Genomic DNA, 19,981 nt, shown 5'->3' on the forward strand with positions numbered 1-19,981 from the left:
ACGATAACGATCACGCTAGTGTACCGTGTCAGTTCGCGAGTATGATGATCTTTACTACTTTGAGGCAAGGTGTATTTAACCGGTGGCAAGAGTGAGCCTAAATGCCTGAACATCTCAAGGATGATGCGCTGGATCGCGCGAAACGACGGGACCAATACTGGCGTCGTGATCAGTGGAAGCCCTTGATCCACGTCTGTCTGCAATGGAACGATTTGCTGTTAGAACTTCTGACACGCGATCTGAAGATGAGATATCAACGGTCCGCGATTGGCCTCGGCTGGTCCTTAATGCGGCCATTGAGCCAGCTGCTGGTTTTTTCGCTGATCTTTCGTCACGTCCTGCCCCTAGATATTCCCCACTACACCACTTTCGTCTTTTCCGGCGTGTTGGCCTGGGGTTGGCTCAGCACTGCGGTACCCGCAGCGACGACTTCCATAACCGGCAGCAGCGAACTGGTGCGCCGGCCGGGCTTTCCGATCGGGATACTTCCTGTTGTCGCGGTCATCACACAGGCAGTGCACCTTCTGCTCGCTCTGCCACTCCTCTTCGTCATCTCGTTTATCGAGACCGGCGGCCCGACTTTAAGCGTCCTCGCACTTCCACTCGTCTTCCTTGCGCAGGCGCTGTTCATGATGGGCCTGTCCTATCTTGTTGCGGTTGCGCATGTCCACTTCCGGGATACTCAACATTTGGTAGGCGTAATTTTGATGCTGGGTTTTTACCTGACACCCGTGTTCTACAGTCCACTTAAGGCAAGCGAGCCGATGGCGTTAATTCACACCTGGAACCCGATGGCCTGGATTCTCGAGGGCTACCGCGCCATTTTCGTCGAACACGCGTGGCCTCCCGTTGATATCTATTGGAAGACTGCGCTGGTTTCTTTGCCGATGCTCATTGCCGGCATCTGTCTGGTCGAGCGTGGCAGCGCACGCCTCGTGGACGAACTATGAGACAAGGCGCCATTACCGTCCATGACGTCGGCAAGCGCTACCGTCCGCAAGGGGGTGCACGTTCCACCACCTTGAAGGGTTACCTTTTGTCCGGACGGTCCGTGGTAAAGTCGAAAAGCTTTTGGGGCCTGCGCCACATCAGCTTTGCGGTTGCGCCTGGGCAAGCTGTCGGCGTGGTCGGGCTAAACGGGGCCGGGAAGTCCACTTTGCTGCGTCTGATCGGCGGCGTTGGTCGTCCCGACGAAGGGCAGATCAAGGTGAGGGGGCGAATTGGCGCCTTGCTCGACATCGGGGCGGGCCTGACCGACGATTTGACGGGGCGCGAGAACATCTTCCTGCTGGGTGTTATCGCAGGAATGCGGCGGACCGAGGTTGCCGAGCGGTTTGACGAGATTGTAACCTTCGCAGAGCTGGAGGCGGCCGTTGAGAACCCGGTTCGCAGTTATAGCACCGGGATGCGCATGCGCCTGGCATTCGCCGTGGCAGTCCATGTGCGCCCGGACATCTTGCTTATCGATGAGGCCCTCGCCGTAGGCGACCAAGCCTTCCAGCAGAAGTGCATTGCAAGAGTGAAGGAGATACTGAACGGCGGCGCCACTATCTTCTTCGTGTCACACGACGTCTCGCAGGTAAGAGAAATCTGCGATCACGTGCTGTTCCTGAGAGGCGGTCGCGTCGTGGGCTACGGACCAATCGACGAAATGCTCCCGCTTTATACCTCGGCTGTCGAGGCGAAGGTCGCCAGCGTCCAGCACGAACCGTTCGCCGTTACGAAACTGCCCGTCGAACTTGTGCCGCAGGTCAGCCGGTTCGGCAACGGCGAACTCCAGATCACAGCCCTAGCGTTGCTGAACGAGCAAAGCACGCCGACAAGTACCATCGTTGCGGGCGACCGGCTGTCGATTTCACTGACCTATGTTGGCGCCACCAGAGATCGCAACGCCGTTATCGTCATCGGCATCTACGCTGCGGACGATACGTGCTGCTTCGAGACCGACAGCAAGTTGGCCGAATTCGCCCCCGTCGTAGACACGGACACGGTGCGCGTCGAAACAACACTCAATCGTGTCGACCTGGCGCCGGGTGACTATCGCGTTACGGTGGGCCTTTTTTCGGCGGACTGGCAGCAGGTTTACGATTACCATGCCGAAGTCTATCCTCTCGCCGTGACCGGCCCCGGCCCAAGAAAGGGTATGCTGAATCCTCCGACACAGTGGCAGCAGGTGCAGTCGCGCCCCACCGCGACCTCGCCGGGCCACGGCTCATTGGGTCAGCACAGCTCGGATCGGAACTCCTGATGCGCCTTGCGGTTCGAGACATCGACATTCTTGACCTTCCGCCAGATTTTGAACCGACCGATGACTATCAGGGTGCACTTGTGCTGATCCGGGTCGCCGGTCGTCCGTGCGGCCAGGCTGTGATCGCCTTCGACACCGATGGCGGCAAGATACCAATCAAGGACCGGATTCTGTCTGCGGCCAGTTCGTCGGTCTTCGAAGCCTGGCTGAGGCATCGGCTGGCCCTCCCTGATCCGTCGCCTGCTCCAAGTCAGCTGCCGAAAGCGTCCGTGGTGATCTGCACGCGCGATCGTACCGAAGATCTGGAACGCTGCCTCACCGGGCTTTTGGCTATGCCCGATAAGGCCGATATTCTAGTCGTCGACAATGCCCCATCGAACGAGGCCACGCGAGATTTGGTCGGGCGCTTCGACACTGTGAGATATCTGCGCGAACCGCGGCCTGGTCTTGACGTCGCGCGCAATACTGCCCTTCGCAACACAGAAGCAGACGTCGTCGCCTTCATCGACGACGACGCGGTTCCCGACCCGTTATGGCTTAGAACCTTGCTTCGCAATTTCGAAGACCCCCTCGTGCTGGCTGTAACCGGCCTTACCATGGCGGCAGAGCTGGAAACGGACTCGCAGATCGCCTTTCAGCATTTTGGCGGTTTTTGCCGTGGTTTCAGGCGCCAGGCCTATGATGCCTATAACCTGGACCCATTCACCGGATGGCATGCGGGTGCCGGTGTCAACATGGCATTGCGCCGAACGATCGTCGACGCTGTGGGGTGGTTCGACGAGGCTCTCGACGCTGGAACGCTCAGTCTGGCTGGTGGCGACACAGACATGTTCCGGCGTGTGCTCGAAGCCGGATATCGGATCATCTACGATCCCGAGGCTCTGAACTGGCACCGCCATCGTCGCTCAAGCAAGGAACTGCAGCAGCAGATGTATGGCTACGAGGTTGCATCGTTCGCCATCTTGACGAAGGCCCTCCTGTTCGAGGGAAACCCGCGTGCGATCCCTCGCATGTTTCGTTCGTACAGCAGGCTTCTTCGGCGATTGTTTCAGCCTCGACGGACACACCAATTCAGCCTGCCTTACAACGACGCCTTAACGCAGGTCAGAGGTGCTGTGAGCGGCCCGGTTCGATATCTGAGGGCGCGGGTGAGGGCGCGAGCAGGGGAGGCAGGGCATAAGCGTGGTTGACATCAGCGTTATCATACCAACGCATAATCGTGCTGCCATGCTGAGATCGCTTTTAAGCAAGCTCGATGCTCAGCGAGAGGGGACCCCAGCGTTCGAGGTCCTGGTTGTGGCGGACGGGTGTGAGGATGACACGTCGACAATGCTCTTGTCGCTTCGTACCCGCGTTCCGCTTCGTACCCTCACGTTGCCGGGCGTCGGTCCGGCACTCGCCCGCAATGCGGGGTCGCAGGTCGCGAGCGGCCGTTTATTGATCTTCCTTGATGACGACATTGAGCCTGGGGAAACCTTCGTTCGGGCGCACGCCGTTGAACATCAGCGCCACCCTGGGGGCGTCGTGATGGGCCCCTACCCGCCACTTCCGCACATTGCAAAGGATCGCTTCCGCCTCAGCGCGCGCGCGTGGTGGACGAGGCACTTCGAGCGCGTGTCCCGCCCTGGACATCAGTTCGCCTTTACCGATGTGCTGACAGGAAACCTTTCGCTGGATGCGGAACTATTTCACGCAATGGGGGGGCTCGATCCTCAATTCGCCCGTGCACGAGAAGACTTCGAATTTGGTCTGCGCCTGATCAAAAAAGGAGTTCCAATTCGTTTTGCTCCTGACGCATTGGGCTATCATCTCGAACATCAAACGACGACACTCTCCGGGAAGATGGTGCGCAGGCATCAAGAGGGGCGCTCCGATGCCTTGATGGCTCGTAAGCACCCCGACATACAACGGCTGCTCGCGATCCATCGGTTCGCCGGAAGAAAAGGCTGGAAGAGGCGTCTGCAAAGGACCATCGCTACCCGCGCCGGTTCTGTCCTTGACCCCCTCGTCAAGGCTGGCCCCCGCGTCCTGCAAATGTTGGAAAAGGCTGGCCTTCGCAGGCTCTATGAGAAGGTGGAGCGACAGTGCAGTGGATATCATTATCTTCGCGGCGCCGCGGAAGTGTTGGGCGAGGATTGGCGGCTTCCGACGGATCCAGCTTCAAATGACGAAATCGACGTGCTCGAGATCGACCTGGACCAAGGCCTTGAGGCAGCCGAAGCTATGCTGGCGGAACGCCGGCCCCTCGCTGCTCGTATCATGAATGGGACGGTACACGTCGGCGACATGGGTCATCGGATCGGCGCCGAACCGTGGGACGCACGGCATTTCCGTCCGTGGCTAAACCGCCAGGCAATACATAGATATCTTCCTGTGGCGCTTGCCGAATGGCAGGGTCAGCCGATCAGCGCCTCTCCGAATTTGTCCGACTTTACATTGAATACTCTCAATAACCCGAGTTTCCACGTGCATATGATCGAACAGCACATCCAGTGGGTGCAGGCGAAACTGCGTTCAGCACTCTATGACAATACGAGTAAATCGTAGCGGCCGACGCTGCTGCAGCCGACCGCCAGGTTCAGACGCCCTACCGGGCCTATGCGCGATGCGCCGAGCCAAAAACCACCAGCATATGCTCGTTTATTCTGCAGCGTGCGCCTTCATTTGGTCCCTGAACCAGTCAAGCGTCATGGCCACGCCCTGCTCGTAGCTGATCTTGCACGACCACTCTGGCATGACGTAATTGGCGTTGGTGAGGTCCGGCCGCCTGTTGGTCGGGTCCTGAGGCGGTGACGGCTCGAAGACAATCGGCACGCCGCCGACTAGTTTGGACACATATTGTGCGACTTCGAGCACCGAAATCTCGCGATCATTGCCGACGTTCAGAGGTCCCTTGTAGTCGGTTTCATTGATCCAGAAATAGCGGGCGAAACCGTCGACGACGTCATCGACATAACCCCAGCTGCGCGACTGCTTGCCGTCGCCGAACACGGTGATCGGCCGGCCCGCCAGCGCCTGGGTGATGAAGTTGGAGACGGCGCGGCCGTCATCGGACCGGGTGCGGGGACCGTAAATGTTAAAGGGACGGACGACCTTGAGGTCGAGCCCCTGGGTGCGCTGCATTTCGAACAGCAGCGATTCCGTGCAGCGCTTGCTCTCGTCGTAGGATGAGCGCGGTCCGGTGCAGTCCACCTGGCCCTTATAGGATTCCGGCTGCGGCGATACCAGCGGGTCGCCATAGACTTCGGAGGTCGAGGTAAAGCCGAAACGTCCACCCTTCTTCAAAAGCTCCAGCAGCCGGAATGCCCCGAGAAGATTGGCGGAAATCGTCCTCTTCGGCTCCTTCATGTACCATGGCGGCGATGCCGGTGAGGCAAGATGATAGATTTCATCGAATTTTTCAGAACTGCGCAGCGTCTCGACGTCCGACTTCACGAAGTGGAAGCGGGGATCCCGGATGTGGGCGATATTGTCGAAAAGTCCCGTCCAGAGATTGTCAACAACAACCAGCTTTTCGACGTCGGTTCTAAGTAAAAGCCTGTCGCACAAATGCGAGCCGATAAATCCAGCCCCGCCAGAAATCAATACGCTTTTCATTGCATTGCGCCTTATGACGTTGAGTAGGTAAGCGTTTATTAGCATCACCTTTAAGGCGTGGCAATTCATTAGAAGTATTCTAGAAAATACTCCCTTATTAATCTTAATTATTCATATGTTTTACTTAAAGTAGTACCGCCACATTCGGCAACGAAACGACTGCGGGCGAGGCGCGCCCGTCGATCGCAAGAGTTTCTGTATCACGAGGGCGCTGGCTCGGCATCGGGCTAAAGTCTGACTCGATTTTCGGAAGCGCGATACAAAATTCAATTGATGCCGTGCGCTAGCCGTGGAGGCGATGGCCTGTTTTCCGATCAGTCGGCCGAGAGCGCGGTCAATATCTGATAGGCTGCGGCGACGCGATCATCGTTGGGATAGTTCTTGTTGGCGAGGATGACGATGCCGAGCCGCTGTTTGGGGATGAAGGCGACATAGGCGCCGAAGCCGTTGGTCGAGCCGGTCTTGTTGATCCACACATCGTCGCGCGGCTTCATCGGCGGCCGCAGTTCCGAGACCGGCATGGTCTTCAGCATTGCGGGGGAATTGCCCGCCAGCAAGTCGTTCAACGCGGCGGGATAGGCATATTGCTCCCAGATGAGATCCTGGGTCATCGCCCCTGCTTTGAAATATCCGATATGGGTGCTGGTGATCGCCTGCTGCAGTTTTTCGTCGAGCTTGACCAGGCCCATATTGGCGGCGACGAAGCGGATCATGTCGCCTGCGGTGGATTTTACGCCATAGGCTTCGGATGAGAAAACGGCAGGTGTCATCCGGGCGGGCTCGCCGCTGCGCTTATAACCTTGCGCATAATCCGCCAGCCGCGCTTTCGGCACAGTGATATAAGTGCTTTTCAAGCCGAGCCCGGCAAACAGCTTGCCCTGCATCAAAGCCGCAAAATCCGCATGCATGGCTTTCGCCACGATATAGCCGAGCATGCCGATGCTGGGGTTGGCATAACTTCTCTGCGCCCCAGCGGCATAGGAGGGCTGCCAGGTCTCGAAATATCCGAGCAGCTGTTTTTCGGTTTTGATCTCATCGGGAAGCTGCAGCGGAAATCCGCCTGCCGTGTGGGTGCCCAGGTTCATCAGGGCGATATCGCCGAACGGCTTGCCCTTCATTCCAGGCAGAAATTTGCCGACCTTGTCCGACAGCGAGAGCTGTCCGCTTGCTTCCGCGTAGGATGCCAGCGTCACCGTAAAGGTCTTGCTGATCGATCCGAGTTCGAAGAGCGTGGTCGGCGCCACCGGCCTGCCGGTGTCCTTGGATTCGACACCATAGTTGAAGATGTGGTCCTGGCCGTCAGCGGTGATGGCGACGGCAACGCCGGGAATGGCATATTTCTCGATGATCGGCTTGATTGCCGCATCCGTGATCGCCTTCAACTTGGTCTCGTCGGCGGCAAAAGCGCTGGTGGCAGCGCCGGCCGAGAGCAAAACCGCCGATAATATTCTTATCCGAATGCTTTTCATAACCGTCATCCTCCAATCGACAGAGTAGCCAAAACAAGCGCAAAAGCGCATGGGTACGACGTTTAACGGCGCTATTTTGCAATCACAAATGATGATATCTCGCAGCAGCCACAAGAATTTCTAGGGCTCGAATGGTTCGGCAATTTCTCCCCTTGAACGGCCTGCGCGCCTTCGAAGCCTCGGCACGGCATCTGAGTTTCACCCGTGCGGCGATCGAGCTCTGCGTCACCCAGGCGGCGGTCAGCCAGCAGGTCAAAGGCCTGGAGACGCGATTGGGCGTGGCGCTGTTCCAGCGTCTTCCCCGCGGTTTGAAAATCACCGCGGAAGGCGAAGCTTTGCTGCCGACGGTGACGGCCTCCTTCGACCAGATGGCGACGACGCTGGACAGGATCGAAGCCGGGCAGGTGCGGGAATTGCTGTTTCTCGGCGTTGTCGGCACATTTGCCGTCGGCTGGCTGTTGCCGCGGCTTGCGGATTTCCAGCGCCGGCATCCCTTTATCGATCTCCGCATTTCCACCAACAACAATCGGGTCGATCCGGCCGCCGAGGGGCTGGATTTCGCCATCCGCTTCGGCAGCGGTTCATGGCACGGAACGGAGGCGCAGCGCCTGTTCGAAGCGCCGCTCTCGCCGCTCTGCATCCCCAAACTGGCGGAGCGTCTGCAGTCGCCTGAAGATCTTGCCGGGGCGGTGCTGCTGCGCAGTTACCGGACGGATGAATGGAGCAGCTGGTTTCAGGCGGCAGGCGTTCCCCCGGCTGCGCAGGTCAATGCCGGCATCGTCTTTGATTCCTCCGTCGGCATGATGGAGGCCGCCCTGCAGGGGCTCGGCGTCGCACTCGCCCCGCCATCGATGTTTACAAGGCATCTTTCCTCCGGCGCGATCGTCCAGCCCTTCGCCGCCGCCATATCGCTCGGCAGCTATTGGCTGACGCGCCTGCAGTCGCGGCCGGTCACGACGGCGATGCAGGCATTTTCGGACTGGATCGGGGCGCAGCTGTGATGTCGGGAGCGCCTGCTCAGAGGTCGCGAGCTGCCCCTCATCCGCCTGCCGGCACCTTCTCCCCGCTTGCGGGGCGAAGGGGGCAAGCTCCAACCTCTCGGTCCCCACCAAACTCGCGCAGGGCACGTCCCCTCTCCCCGTTTTTACGGGGAGAGGGTTAGGGTGAGGGGCATCTTGCCAAGCACGAACCCGACAACCACGGTCACTTCTGAATGCAGGTATCCACCGTATCCTTGGTGCATTCGTCCAGCCCGGTGAATACCGGATCCTCGACCTTCTTCCCAGCGATCAGGTCCATCATCACGGTTGGCGCCTTATACCCCATTTCGAACGGCCGCTGGCCGACGAGCGCGGTGACCAGGCCTTCCTTGGCGATCGCCACTTCGTCGCCGATCGTGTCGGCGGCGCCGATGACGAATTCGTTCTTGCCGATCTTGTCCGCCATCGGCTTGAACAGGTCGCGGTAGGGCTGCGGTGCGCCGAACAGCGGCCAGCCGCCCATGATGCCGAAGGCATCGAGGTCGGTGTTGGCGGCGAGGATGTCGGTCATCGCCTGCACGCCCTTGGCGCCGTCGTCATTGGTGAACACAGGGCAGCCGGCCACTTCAGTCCAGCCGCCTTCACCTTTCAGCGCCGCAAGTCCCTTCTTTCCGCTCAACGTATCGCGCATGCCCTGGGCGCGGCGCAGGATGTTGTCGGCGCCGGGATTGCCTTCGATGGTGCAGATCTTGCCGCCCTTCGGCTTGGCCTTCTTGATATATTCGCCGATCTTGGCGCCCATCAGATAGTTGTCGGTGCCGAGATAGGTCTTGCGCAGCGCCGCGTCATCGGCCGCAAGATCGGCATCGAGCGTCATCACGGGAACGCTCGGATTGGCCGTCTTCAGCGTCTGGGCGATCAGCTTGGCGTTCGACGGCGAGATGGCGATGGCCGCAGTATCGGCTTTCCCCAGCATATCCTGGACGATCTGCGCCTCGCCGGCCTCATCGGAGGTCGATGCCGGGCCGGTGTAGAAGCATTCATATTCGGCGGATGCGTTTTCCTTGTTCCACTTCTGGCAACCCTGGTTGATCGCCTCGAAGAACGGGTTGTCGAGGCCTTTGACGACGATGACCAGCTGCTTCTTGGCGGCGAGCGCCTGTCCGGCCGTCAGCGCCAGGACTGCAGCTGTAAGCAATAATGCCTTCCTCATAGCTTCCTCCCATTGAAAAAGACGGGCGCTTCTGCACCCGCCGCGTCATCAACCTGGATACCAGACGACCCGAGGCTCCTCCTTCGAACGCTGGTAATCCCAAGCCGAATTGATCAGCCTTTCCAGATCGTAGACCGGCTTCCAGTCCAGCAGATATCTGGCCTTGCTGTTGTCCATCCAGTTCGAGTGAAACTGGCTTTCGATGTCGACCGAGCCGAGCCCGCGGGTGCGGGCAAGGTGTGCTGCGACCTCGCCGTAATCGACGGGCCGATCCATCGAGATGTTGAAAAGCTCGCCCTTGGCGCGCGGATTGTCGATTGCCGCAAGGATCGCCGCGACGAGATCGTCGACATGCACGAAATTGCGCTTCAGCGGCCGCCCATCGGCATCGCGCAACAGCGGCACGGTGCCATCATGCGCGTAACGTTCGGCATCTGCCGCCGGCACCAGCGTCTTCCAGTCCGGCCCGCCGAAGACATCGTCGCCGAAGGACAGCGTGTACTTGAAATCGTCCTTCTCCATGATCCACGGCGCCCGCAGGCAGCAGGTATTGATACCGTACTGAATGGCGAACTGCTCGAGCATCACCTCTTCCAGCACCTTGGACAGCGCGTAGCAGCCGGGATAGGCCTTATGCGGCGTCTTTTCGGTCACCGGCCCGTCATGGCGATAGAAGAAATGCCCGATGCCGGCATCGCCGCCGATCAGGATGAACTGCTTTGCCGTGGGGCTGGCGCGGAACGCCTCAAGCAGCCAGAACAGACCCTTGACGGTGATATCCATCACGTCGGCCGGGATTTCCTTGCAGGTGGCGAGATGCACGACATGGGTGACACCGTCCATTGCCGTTGCCACAACATCGCTGTCGGCGATCGAGCCCTTCACCACACTGATGCGGTCGGTTTCTTCGAGCACGCGATTATGACAAAGCGCGCGAATGCGTGCTTTGGAAAATTGCGGCTCGTCAAGCAGCCCAGTAATGAAGCGCCGCCCGACCTTGCCCGTAGCCCCGGTGACAAGGATCAGCATACTTCTCTCCCCAGTAACAGCTAATATCCCCGCGTTTCCGGCGTCAATCTGTATTTATCGTACAAAATAGATTTTTGTGATGAGGGGCTGATTTAGCGGACTATTGATTGACGATTCCTGGCGCTTTTGCATTAATGAGCGCAATCGCTTTTCCGGGAGGAGATCGGCCGAGCGAGATCGCAGGCGTTTGACTGGAAGCCGGTATTCGGCAACTGGCGGTGAAGGCAGGCCTGTAGGTTCCGGGGAGGGTAGTCGGCTGGTCGCGGTTCTCGAGCTCACCAATATTTCCAAACATTTCGGCGCCATCCAGGCGGTCAACGACGTGTCCTTCGCGCTCGAAGCCGGTCAGGTCGTCGGCCTGATGGGCGATAACGGCGCCGGCAAAAGCACGCTGGTGAAGATGATCGCCGGCAACTTCCGGCCGAGCGAGGGCACGATGCGGCTGGAGGGCAAAGAGATCGTCATGCATCGCCCGGTCGAGGCGCGCCAGCACGGCATCGAGATCGTCCATCAGGATCTGGCGCTCTGCAACAATCTGACGGCGGCCGCCAATGTCTTCCTCGGCCGCGAGCTCCGGCGCGGCATCGGCCCCCTGAAGGTTCTCGATTACAAGACGATGTACCGGCGCGCCGGCGAGATTTTCAAGGAATTGAAATCCGAAACCCGGCCGCGCGATCTTGTCAAGCAGATGTCGGGCGGCCAGCGGCAGGCGGTGGCGATCGGGCGCACCATGCTGTCGGAGGCCAAGATCGTGCTGATGGACGAGCCGACGGCGGCCATTTCGGTCCGCCAGGTGGCCGAAGTCCTTAATCTGATCCGCGAGCTGCGCGACCGCGGCATCGCGGTCGTACTGATCAGCCATCGTATGCCCGATGTTTTCACCGTCGCCGACCGGGTGATCGTCATGCGCCGCGGCCGGAAAGTCGCCGACAAGGCGATTGCCGCGAGTTCGCCTGAAGAAGTGACGGGTCTGATAACAGGCGCCATCGAACAGGTTTGAGCGGCGCTGCTTGTTTCCTGGGGGTCAATATCCCCGAGGGAGAAATGCCCTATCTGGAGTGAGAGGTCGAAATGGCAGTGACACTGGACCAGACGATTGCACAGAAGCAGCGTAGCCGGCTTGCGGAGTTTGTCGGCGGCCAGACATTCTGGGTGCTGATCGCCGTGCTTCTCGCCTGCCTCTTCCTGTCCTTCGCCACCGATTCCTTTGCGACGACGAAGAACCTCTACAACATCACCCGCAACGTCACCTTCGTCGCCATCATCGCGCTCGGCATGACGCTCGTTATCATCACCGGCGGCATCGATCTCTCGGTCGGCTCGGTGCTCTGCCTCTGCAGCATGGTGCTGGCGGTGACCATGAACGCCGGTTACTCGATCGAAGTCGGCATAACGGCGGCGATCGTCACGGCGCTGGTGATCGGCGCCTTCAACGGCGTGCTGATTGCCTATCTCAATTTCCCGCCCTTCGTGGTGACGCTCGGCATGCTGTCGATTGCGCGAAGCTTAGCGATGGTCGCCTCGAACAACACCGTCGTTTTCCAATTCGGCCCCGACCATGACAAGCTGCTCGCGCTCGGCGGCGGCGCCTGGTTTTTCGGCATCGCCAACCCCGTTCTCTACATGGTCATCCTGGCGCTCATCACCGGCTTCGTGCTGCGCTGGACGCGCTTCGGCCGCTATATTTTCGCGATCGGCGGCAATGAACATGCCGCGACGCTGACCGGCGTTCCCGTGCGCAGCATCAAGGTCGCCGTCTATATGATCTCGGCGCTCTCGGCCGGCATTGCCGGCATCGTCCAGACCGGCTGGCTCGGCGCCGTCACCACCAATATCGGCGCCGGCATGGAACTGCAGGTCATCGCCGCCGCCGTCATCGGCGGCGCCAACCTCGCCGGCGGCATCGGCACCGCCTTCGGCGCCCTGGTCGGCGCGGCGCTGATCGAAGTGATCCGCAACAGCCTCGGGCTGCTCGGCATCAATGCCTTCTGGCAGGGAACGTTTATCGGCGGGGCGATCGTGCTGGCGGTGCTGTTCGACCGGATCAGGAATTTGCGGCAGAGCGAGTAGGGGTGGAGGAATCCGCGACGCACCCGGCGGGTGTGATCCGAACTTGCCGAGACATGGGCCCCTCTGCCTGGGCCCGATGAGTCCGTGAAGACAGCGATACAGCCGCCTTCGAGAGCGTCATAACAATCCGTCGGCCTCCCGGCGGTCAGGTCGCAAGCTCGCACTCTCTGCCCATCGGAACCCCGGTTCCCAACCTCCCGCACATCGGCAATCCGCTCCGTTAGTTACCGTAACATACGTGCCCAAAGGCAGGGCGGTATGCAATCCTCGGCACGCCAGGACCAGCATCAAATGCCGGCGATGACATGCGGGGAGGAAGTGAGATGCTACAGCCGGTCCAAGGCGGCTCCGCGGGCCCGCAGAGGCCGAACAGGCGGAAGATCGAGCTTGTCACCTTCTTCGTCCTTGCCTTCGGCATCTGGCCGGTGATCGCCGTCGGCGTCGTCGGCAGCTACGGCTTCGCCGTCTGGATGTGGCAAATCGTCTTCGGACCTCCCGGTCCTCCCGGTCATTGAGGCGCGCCATGCAGACAAAAGCGCTGTCTCGCCGACAACTGCTCCTCGGGCGTCCCGACCCGGCATCCGAGCCGGACGCTTCAACATCCTTGCCTCACACGGCCATGGTGACGGAAGCCTGCCTGTCCAGGCGGGGCGTTGCCTGCCGGTCGTGCGACGAAAGCTGTCCCGAGAATGCAATCCGATTCCGGCCGCGGATCGGCGGGCCGTTTCTCCCGGAGATCGACGAGACGCTCTGCACCGGATGCGACGCCTGCCTTCCGGTCTGTCCGGTCGGCGCAATCGCGACCCGGACAAACGGACTGGAGGGTGGCAATGCCTGAAACACCATCGCTCTATCACATATCGAGCGCGGTCATCGCGACGCTGCCGACCGCAACGCTGAACGTTCTCGGCCGACTGGCGATGATGGGAAACGTTGAAGTCCACGGTCATGGCGGCGGCAAGATTGTCATCGTCATCGAAGGGACAAGCACAGGCATGATGGGCGAATGCCTGTCGCGCATATCGCTGTTCGATGGGGTGATCTCCGCGAATATGGTTTTCGAGCATGTCGAAACGGAGGGGGCGTAGATGGCCGGTGAATTGACCCGTCGTGACATCCTGAAGGCGCACGCGGCAGCGATAGCCGCGGCGACCGCGGGCATAACGCTTCCGGCCGCCGCGCAGCAGGTGCCCGGCGGCATCGATGCGCTCGAGATAAAGTGGTCGAAAGCGCCCTGCAGGTTTTGCGGGACCGGCTGTGGCGTCATGGTCGGGGTCAAGCAGGGCCAGGTCGTCGCCACGCACGGCGACATGCAGGCCGAAGTGAACCGGGGCCTGAACTGTATCAAGGGCTACTTCCTTTCGAAGATCATGTACGGCCAGGACCGGTTGAAGACGCCGCTGCTGCGCAAGCAGAACGGCGTCTACGCCAAGGAAGGCGAGTTCGAGCCGGTGAGCTGGGATGAGGCCTTCGACGTGATGGCGGCGCAGTGCAAACGCGTTCTGAAGGAGAAGGGGCCGACCGCCATCGGCATGTTCGGCTCCGGCCAGTGGACGATCTTCGAGGGCTATGCCGCCACGAAACTGATGCGCGCCGGCTTCCGGTCGAACAACCTCGATCCAAACGCCCGCCACTGCATGGCGTCTGCCGCCGTCGCCTTCATGCGAACCTTCGGCATGGACGAGCCGATGGGATGCTACGACGATTTCGAGAATGCCGACGCCTTCGTGCTTTGGGGCTCCAACATGGCGGAGATGCATCCGATCTTGTGGACGCGGGTCGCCGATCGTCGCCTCGGCCAACCGCATGTCCGGGTCGCGGTGTTGTCCACCTTCACCCATCGCAGCATGGATCTGGCCGACATACCCATCGTCTTCAAGCCCGGCACCGATCTGGTGATCCTGAACTATATCGCCAACCACATCATTCAAACCGGGCGGGTCAACGAGGCATTCGTCGAGAAACATGCCAAATTTGCCCGCGCCGCGACCGATATCGGCTACGGCCTGCGCCCTGATGATCCGATCGAGGTCAAGGCCGCAAATTCGGCCGATCCGGGCAAGACCGAGCCGATGGATTTCGAGACCTTCAAGGACTTCGTCTCGGATTACACGCTGAAGAAGACGGCAGCGATGACCGGCGTCGATCCGGAGTTTCTCGAGCAACTGGCCGAGCTTTATGCCGATCCCGCCCGGAAGGTCATGTCGCTCTGGACCATGGGCTTCAACCAGCACGTCAGGGGCGTCTGGGCCAATCAGATGGTCTACAACCTCCATCTTCTGACGGGCAAGATTTCCGAGCCGGGCAACAGTCCATTTTCCCTGACCGGTCAGCCTTCCGCTTGCGGTACGGCGCGCGAGGTCGGAACTTTCGCCCATCGCCTGCCTGCCGACATGGTGGTGACCAACCCCGAGCATCGCAAACATGCCGAGGAAATCTGGCACGTCCCTCACGGCCTGATCCCGGAAAAACCCGGCTACCATGCGGTGCAGCAGGACCGGATGCTGAAGGATGGCAAGCTGAATTTCTACTGGGTGCAGGTCAACAACAACGTCCAGGCGGCACCGAATACCAGCAACGAGACCTATAACGGCTATCGCAATCCTGAAAACTTCATCGTCGTCTCCGACGCCTATCCGACGATCACCGCGATGAGTGCCGACCTGATTTTGCCCGCCGCCATGTGGGTGGAAAAGGAAGGCGCCTACGGCAACGCCGAACGCCGGACGCATGTGTGGCACCAGCTTGTGCAGGCTTCGGGCGAGGCGCGCTCCGACCTCTGGCAGATGATGGAGTTCTCGAAGCGCTTCACCACCGACGAGGTCTGGCCGGCGGAGCTGCTGGACGCCAATCCAACCTATCGCGGCAAGACGCTTTTCGACGTGCTGTTTCGCAACGGCGAGGTTGACCGGTACCCTCTCGAAGACATCAGTGCCGACTACGACAATAACGAGGCAAAGGCCTTCGGCTTCTATGTCCAGAAGGGGCTTTTCGAAGAGTATGCCGCATTCGGACGCGGACATGGCCACGATCTGGCGCCCTACGACGACTACCACGAGGTTCGAGGCCTGCGCTGGCCCGTCGTCGACGGGCAGGAAACCAAATGGCGATACCGCGAAGGATATGATCCTTATGTGAAATCCGGCGAGGGCTTGAATTTCTACGGCCAGCCTGATGGCAAGGCCGTCATCCTGGCAGCACCCTACGAGCCTCCGGCAGAATCGCCCGACGACGAGTTCGATGTCTGGCTGGTGACGGGACGGGTGCTTGAACATTGGCATTCCGGTTCGATGACAATGCGGGTTCCCGAGCTCTACAAGGCGTTCCCCGGGGCGCGCTGTTTCATGAATGCCGACGACGCGCGAAAACGCGGCATCAACCAGGGGGCCGAAGTCCGCATCGTCTCGCGGCGTGGCGAAATTCGCACCCGGATCGACACCCGCGGCAGGAACCGGATGCCATCCGGCGTCATCTTCGTCCCGTGGTTCGACGCCAGCCAATTGATCAACAAGGTCACGCTCGACGCCACCGATCCCATCTCGAAACAGACGGATTTCAAGAAATGCGCGGTCAAGATTCTCCCCGTCGTCGGTTGAGACGACCCGAATGGACAGCCATTGCAGCGGGTTTGCTGGTGTTCGTCACGACGGCATCGATCGCTGAGGTCGTCACCCAGAATGTCCCCCAACTTCAGGGGCCGCCTGAGGCCATGCAGTCCGAGCCCGCCGCCGTCCTGCCGCGATGGGTGGTCGATGACCGCCGGCAGATGCGCGCCTATCCCGACCAGCCGCCTATTATCCCGCATTCGATCGAGGGTTATGAGCTTTCAGTCAACGCGAACCGGTGCCTCTCCTGTCACAAGCGGGAGTTCGCTCAGGACTCCGGCGCCCCGATGATCAGCGTCACCCACTACATGACGCGGGACGGCCAGATGATCGCCGATGTCTCGCCCCGGCGCTATTTCTGCACGGCCTGCCACGTTCCCCAGGCTGACATCAAACCGCTGGTGCCAAGCATGTTCAAGGATATGAGCGAACTTGGTTTCAAGCCTGCGGGAAGCGAGTGATGACGATGATCGCTTGGGTGAAACACCTCATTCTCTGGGCATGGTCGGTCCTGACGACGCCGGCCGCGACGATCGGATTGGGCGTGCTCACGCTCGGCGGCTTTATTGGCGGTGTCATGTTCTGGGGTGCGTTCAACACCGCCCTGGAGCTGACCAACACGGAGAATTTCTGCGTGTCGTGCCACGAGATGCACGACAATCCCTATGAGGAGCTGACCCGGACGATCCATTTCTCCAACCGCTCGGGCGTGCGGGCCACTTGTCCGAATTGCCATGTTCCCCATGACTGGACGGACAAGATTGCCCGCAAGATGCAGGCTTCGAAGGAAGTGTGGGGCAAGATCTTCGGCACCATCGACACCCGGCCGGAGTTTCTGGAGCACCGTCTCGGCCTGGCGCAGAACGAGTGGGCCCGGATGAAGGCCAATGACAGCCTCGAATGCCGCAATTGCCATTCGGCCGTCGCCATGGACCTGCAGAAACAAACGCCGAGAGCCGCGGCGATCCACACGCAATATCTGCTTCCGGGCAAGGCGACCTGCATCGACTGCCATAAGGGCATCGCGCACGAGCTGCCCAACATGCAGGGAATTGATCCCGGCTGGAAGATGCCGAAGGAGCTTGAAGGCACGCAGACGTCGATCGGCAACCCGATCGACGACCTCAGTCGCGCTATGGCCGAAATCCATACGCAACAGTTCTGAAGAAGCTTCTGTAGGCGGCGCTGGCGCGCTGCCCCATGCCCTCAGAAGTGCCCGTCCTCATAGCCATCCAACTCAGGGCATCCCCTGATGTTGCCGAAGCCGATCACCCGCCGGTCGCCCGATTGATCCAGACCTCTGAGCACGATGACATTGTCATCCTGCTGGATAACCTCGCTGCGATAGATGCCGGCCCGCAGCGCCAGGTTTTTCGCCTGGCTTATGTTGCATTGTCCGGGCCGTGGCGTGACGTGCCAGTATCTCGTGCCTTGGCCATCTGTCTGCCACCCGCCGGAGGCGGCGAGCCCCGACACGCTGGATAGCAGGATGGCACACGACACTATCGAGCTGCCTAGAACCAGTTTCATGTATCCTCCGTCAGCCGTCGGCATCTCAGGTCTCGTCGCTATTCCATCTGCCTCGGTTGCAATGGATAACCGGGTTCCTTTGTTGTCACCACAGTAGATGGTGCGCGCTAACACCGTGCTAACGCGGCGGCCGGGCCTGATTTCAATCATCTCAGGTGCAAAGTGGCAGCCATGCGAGCACTTGTTCAGCGGGTTGGTCGAGCGAGCATGGGCTCAATGCTCAGGGAGTGCGGCCGTCAGGAAGTCCAGCGCGTTTCAAATCCACGGCGGCTTGGCTGAGTACCGATGGATCCCGGAAATGCCAGGCCTGCAGCCACGACTCGATTGTAGCATCCGGGGCTGACTTCAGCATCCGCTCGACGGCTGCTTGCGCCTCTGTTTGTCGGCCAAGGCGCTCATAGGCAATGGCGAGCTGGAGTGGCGCGTCAGCAAATTCTGTTGTTTTGAGCACCTCGACGGCATCTTCGTTTCTACCCATCACGATAAAAATGAAACCTTTGACGTAGTTGAAGAACCAGGCCAAGCCGGGATCGCGGGCTGCTGCGATATCGGTCATTTCCAGTGCTTTCTCGGGCTCGCCTGCCTGTAGGAAGATGCTACCCGCATCGGTGAGCGTGAAGGCATTGTATGGCGCGGCGGCGATGGCCTTGTTCATCTCCGCGACAGCTGCGTCATGATCGGGCTTGAGCGTCAAAAGCCAGGCACGCAGCCAGTGTGCCAATCGCCCCACCTGCGGGCTGAGGTTCTTGTTCGAGAGGACCTTGTCGGCCAGTCGGCCGGCTTCCTGAAGGTCAGCTTGCGGGTCGGAGCTGTAGAGCAGGCCAACTTTCAACCAATGGGACCATCCCAACTCCACTGTTAGCAAGGGGGAGTCGGGGAACACCTGCAGCCCCTGTTGCGAGATCTCACCGGCTTGCTCGACACCGTCCTTGGTGAAGAGGTTCAATTGGCTTTCGGCGCGCAGGTAGTAATCATATTCCGCGAGGTTTGTGCTGTCCTTGCCCCAGGCGTGACTGTAATCAGCCCTGCGGATGGCTCCCCATTCGCCTGTCATCGCACCGACGATCTTGCCCGTCAGCTCGTCTTGAAGCGCCCACGGATCCGTCCCCGATTTGTCGAAACGGTCTGCCCAGACGTGCTCGCCCGTCCCGGCATCGATCAGTTCTGCAACGATGCGGACCCTGTCACCTTCCTTGCGCACGCTCCCTTCGACGACATAGCCGACGCTGAGTTCGTTGCCGATTTTGCGGACATCGCCCTCCTTGTCCTCGTAAGCGAAGGACGAAGTTCGCGAGACGACCGCAATATCGGAAAAACGGGAAAGGATGGCGATCACGTCACTTGCGATGCCTTCTCCCAGGTATCCAAGGTTCTTTCCGGCACTCAGGTCCTTGAACGGCAGCACGGCGACCGCAGGCATTGCACCGGATGTCGCGGGAGAGGTGGCTGTCAGCGGATAGTTTTGCGTAACACCTGCGGCGATCACTGCCGCCACGAGACCCGCGGACAGTACGACGGGCCACCAGTGACGGACGATGCCTCGCCGACGCGCATACCGCGGGAGCGGCGAGCCGTCGATGGAAACATAATAGACGTCTACAGGTTCTTCGATGTTCTTGACCTTCTGAAGCCCGCCGGGCTCAAAGCCAAATGCAAGCTTTTTGCCCACTTCCCTGGCGACCTTGCCTGAAACGCAAATTCCACCCCCCGGTGCCAGCTGCTCCAGCCTGGCGGCGACATTCACGCCTTCGCCATAACGGTCGTCGCCTTCAATGATCACTTCGCCCAGGTTTATGCCGATGCGGATGTTGAGCCTCTCCTGCTCCGAAACGGAGGCATTGCGATCCGCCATCCCACGCTGAAGGGAAACGGCACACTCGACAGCATCTACGACACTTTCAAACTCAGCGAGCAGGCCGTCGCCCATCAGCTTGAAAATCCGCCCATGATGCGCTGCAATTTCGGGCTCAAAGAGTTCAGTGCGTCGCGCTTGAAGACGGCCGAATGTTCCGGCCTCGTCCTTTTCCATCAGTGCGGAGTAACCGACGACGTCAGCGGCGAGGATGGCAGATAATTTACGCTTCATGCCCTGGCCCCCCAACATGAATTCCGCATCGGGTATGGTACATGATTTTGCAGCACGTTTCACTCGGGCTGCTTGCGGCGGCGCAGGTGCATCAAGCCGATATTGAAGATCAACCCCAGATAGCTATGTTGCGTCACATAGTAACAACAATCTT

Annotated in this window: 19 protein-coding genes; 13 read left to right on the top strand and 6 right to left on the bottom strand. The window is 60.1% G+C overall.

Annotation, left to right across the window (positions count from 1 at the left end; genetic code table 11):
• Positions 1-101 precede the first annotated feature (101 nt).
• From FHX14_RS21855 to FHX14_RS21870, 4 genes are read left to right on the top strand one after another with little or no spacing between them, the layout of a single operon-like run.
• On the top strand, positions 102-950 hold the full coding sequence (locus FHX14_RS21855) for an ABC transporter permease (RefSeq protein ID WP_003590755.1): 849 nt from the start codon (positions 102-104) through the stop codon (positions 948-950).
• Positions 947-2,248: an ABC transporter ATP-binding protein gene (locus tag FHX14_RS21860; protein WP_003590757.1), complete on the top strand. Its 1,302-nt coding sequence runs from the start codon at positions 947-949 to the stop codon at positions 2,246-2,248. Before FHX14_RS21855 ends, FHX14_RS21860 begins: the two co-directional genes overlap by 4 nt.
• Positions 2,248-3,438 (top strand): glycosyltransferase, encoded by a 1,191-nt coding sequence (locus FHX14_RS21865; RefSeq protein ID WP_184378627.1) that lies wholly within the window; start codon positions 2,248-2,250, stop codon positions 3,436-3,438. The genes FHX14_RS21860 and FHX14_RS21865 overlap by 1 nt, the downstream gene beginning before the upstream one ends.
• Positions 3,431-4,795, top strand: a complete 1,365-nt coding sequence (locus tag FHX14_RS21870; RefSeq protein WP_003590760.1) for a glycosyltransferase — start codon at positions 3,431-3,433, stop codon at positions 4,793-4,795. Before FHX14_RS21865 ends, FHX14_RS21870 begins: the two co-directional genes overlap by 8 nt.
• Before the next feature lie 93 nt (positions 4,796-4,888).
• Here the strand turns inward: FHX14_RS21870 and FHX14_RS21875 are convergent, their stop codons facing one another.
• Together FHX14_RS21875 and ampC are read right to left on the bottom strand one after the other, a co-directional pair.
• Positions 4,889-5,845 carry an NAD-dependent epimerase/dehydratase family protein gene (locus FHX14_RS21875; RefSeq protein WP_003590761.1) on the bottom strand — a complete coding sequence of 319 codons (957 nt, stop codon included), beginning with the start codon at positions 5,843-5,845 and terminating at the stop codon, positions 4,889-4,891.
• A 314-nt stretch (positions 5,846-6,159) separates the two neighbouring features.
• Positions 6,160-7,314, bottom strand: coding sequence for a class C beta-lactamase (gene ampC, locus FHX14_RS21880; RefSeq protein WP_003590763.1), 1,155 nt, complete (start codon positions 7,312-7,314; stop codon positions 6,160-6,162).
• A gap of 131 nt (positions 7,315-7,445) precedes the next feature.
• Between ampC and FHX14_RS21885 the strand changes: the two genes are divergently transcribed.
• Positions 7,446-8,315 (top strand): LysR family transcriptional regulator, encoded by an 870-nt coding sequence (locus tag FHX14_RS21885; protein ID WP_003590764.1) that lies wholly within the window; start codon positions 7,446-7,448, stop codon positions 8,313-8,315.
• A 202-nt stretch (positions 8,316-8,517) separates the two neighbouring features.
• On the opposite strand, the gene FHX14_RS21890 is transcribed toward FHX14_RS21885, so the two are convergent.
• Both FHX14_RS21890 and FHX14_RS21895 read right to left on the bottom strand, forming a co-directional pair.
• Positions 8,518-9,507 carry a substrate-binding domain-containing protein gene (locus FHX14_RS21890; RefSeq protein ID WP_003590765.1) on the bottom strand — a complete coding sequence of 330 codons (990 nt, stop codon included), beginning with the start codon at positions 9,505-9,507 and terminating at the stop codon, positions 8,518-8,520.
• A gap of 48 nt (positions 9,508-9,555) precedes the next feature.
• The gene (locus tag FHX14_RS21895) at positions 9,556-10,536 is read right to left on the bottom strand and encodes an NAD(P)-dependent oxidoreductase (RefSeq protein WP_184378629.1); all 981 of its coding nucleotides are present in this window, start codon (positions 10,534-10,536) and stop codon (positions 9,556-9,558) included.
• A gap of 187 nt (positions 10,537-10,723) precedes the next feature.
• Here FHX14_RS21895 and FHX14_RS21900 point away from each other — a divergent pair, with 187 nt between their 5' ends.
• The 8 genes from FHX14_RS21900 (at position 10,724) to FHX14_RS21935 (ending at position 17,376) form a co-directional block, all read left to right on the top strand.
• Positions 10,724-11,536: an ATP-binding cassette domain-containing protein gene (locus FHX14_RS21900; RefSeq protein ID WP_003590768.1), complete on the top strand. Its 813-nt coding sequence runs from the start codon at positions 10,724-10,726 to the stop codon at positions 11,534-11,536.
• A 71-nt stretch (positions 11,537-11,607) separates the two neighbouring features.
• Complete coding sequence (locus tag FHX14_RS21905; protein WP_003590769.1) at positions 11,608-12,606, top strand: ABC transporter permease; 999 nt, start codon at positions 11,608-11,610, stop codon at positions 12,604-12,606.
• A gap of 323 nt (positions 12,607-12,929) precedes the next feature.
• A complete protein-coding gene (napE, locus tag FHX14_RS21910) occupies positions 12,930-13,121 on the top strand; it encodes a periplasmic nitrate reductase, NapE protein (protein WP_003590772.1) in 192 nt (63 codons plus the stop codon).
• Between the two features lie 104 nt (positions 13,122-13,225).
• Positions 13,226-13,444, top strand: coding sequence for a 4Fe-4S dicluster domain-containing protein (locus tag FHX14_RS21915; RefSeq protein ID WP_245279831.1), 219 nt, complete (start codon positions 13,226-13,228; stop codon positions 13,442-13,444).
• Entirely contained in the window at positions 13,437-13,694 is a 258-nt protein-coding gene (locus tag FHX14_RS21920) for a chaperone NapD (RefSeq protein WP_003590775.1), read from the top strand. The genes FHX14_RS21915 and FHX14_RS21920 overlap by 8 nt, the downstream gene beginning before the upstream one ends.
• On the top strand, positions 13,695-16,202 hold the full coding sequence (napA, locus tag FHX14_RS21925) for a periplasmic nitrate reductase subunit alpha (protein WP_184378631.1): 2,508 nt from the start codon (positions 13,695-13,697) through the stop codon (positions 16,200-16,202).
• Positions 16,169-16,672, top strand: coding sequence for a nitrate reductase cytochrome c-type subunit (locus tag FHX14_RS21930; protein ID WP_184378633.1), 504 nt, complete (start codon positions 16,169-16,171; stop codon positions 16,670-16,672). The genes napA and FHX14_RS21930 overlap by 34 nt, the downstream gene beginning before the upstream one ends.
• Before the next feature lie 8 nt (positions 16,673-16,680).
• Positions 16,681-17,376, top strand: a complete 696-nt coding sequence (locus tag FHX14_RS21935) for a NapC/NirT family cytochrome c (protein WP_041671752.1) — start codon at positions 16,681-16,683, stop codon at positions 17,374-17,376.
• Positions 17,377-17,417: 41 nt separating this feature from the next.
• On the opposite strand, the gene FHX14_RS21940 is transcribed toward FHX14_RS21935, so the two are convergent.
• Together FHX14_RS21940 and FHX14_RS21945 are read right to left on the bottom strand one after the other, a co-directional pair.
• Positions 17,418-17,741: a hypothetical protein gene (locus FHX14_RS21940; protein WP_184378635.1), complete on the bottom strand. Its 324-nt coding sequence runs from the start codon at positions 17,739-17,741 to the stop codon at positions 17,418-17,420.
• A gap of 220 nt (positions 17,742-17,961) precedes the next feature.
• Positions 17,962-19,827, bottom strand: a complete 1,866-nt coding sequence (locus FHX14_RS21945) for an adenylate/guanylate cyclase domain-containing protein (protein WP_003590785.1) — start codon at positions 19,825-19,827, stop codon at positions 17,962-17,964.
• Between the last annotated feature and the right edge of the window lie 154 nt (positions 19,828-19,981).

It is taken from the genome of Rhizobium sp. BK619 (assembly GCF_014195245.1).
Taxonomy (GTDB): domain Bacteria; phylum Pseudomonadota; class Alphaproteobacteria; order Rhizobiales; family Rhizobiaceae; genus Rhizobium; species Rhizobium acidisoli.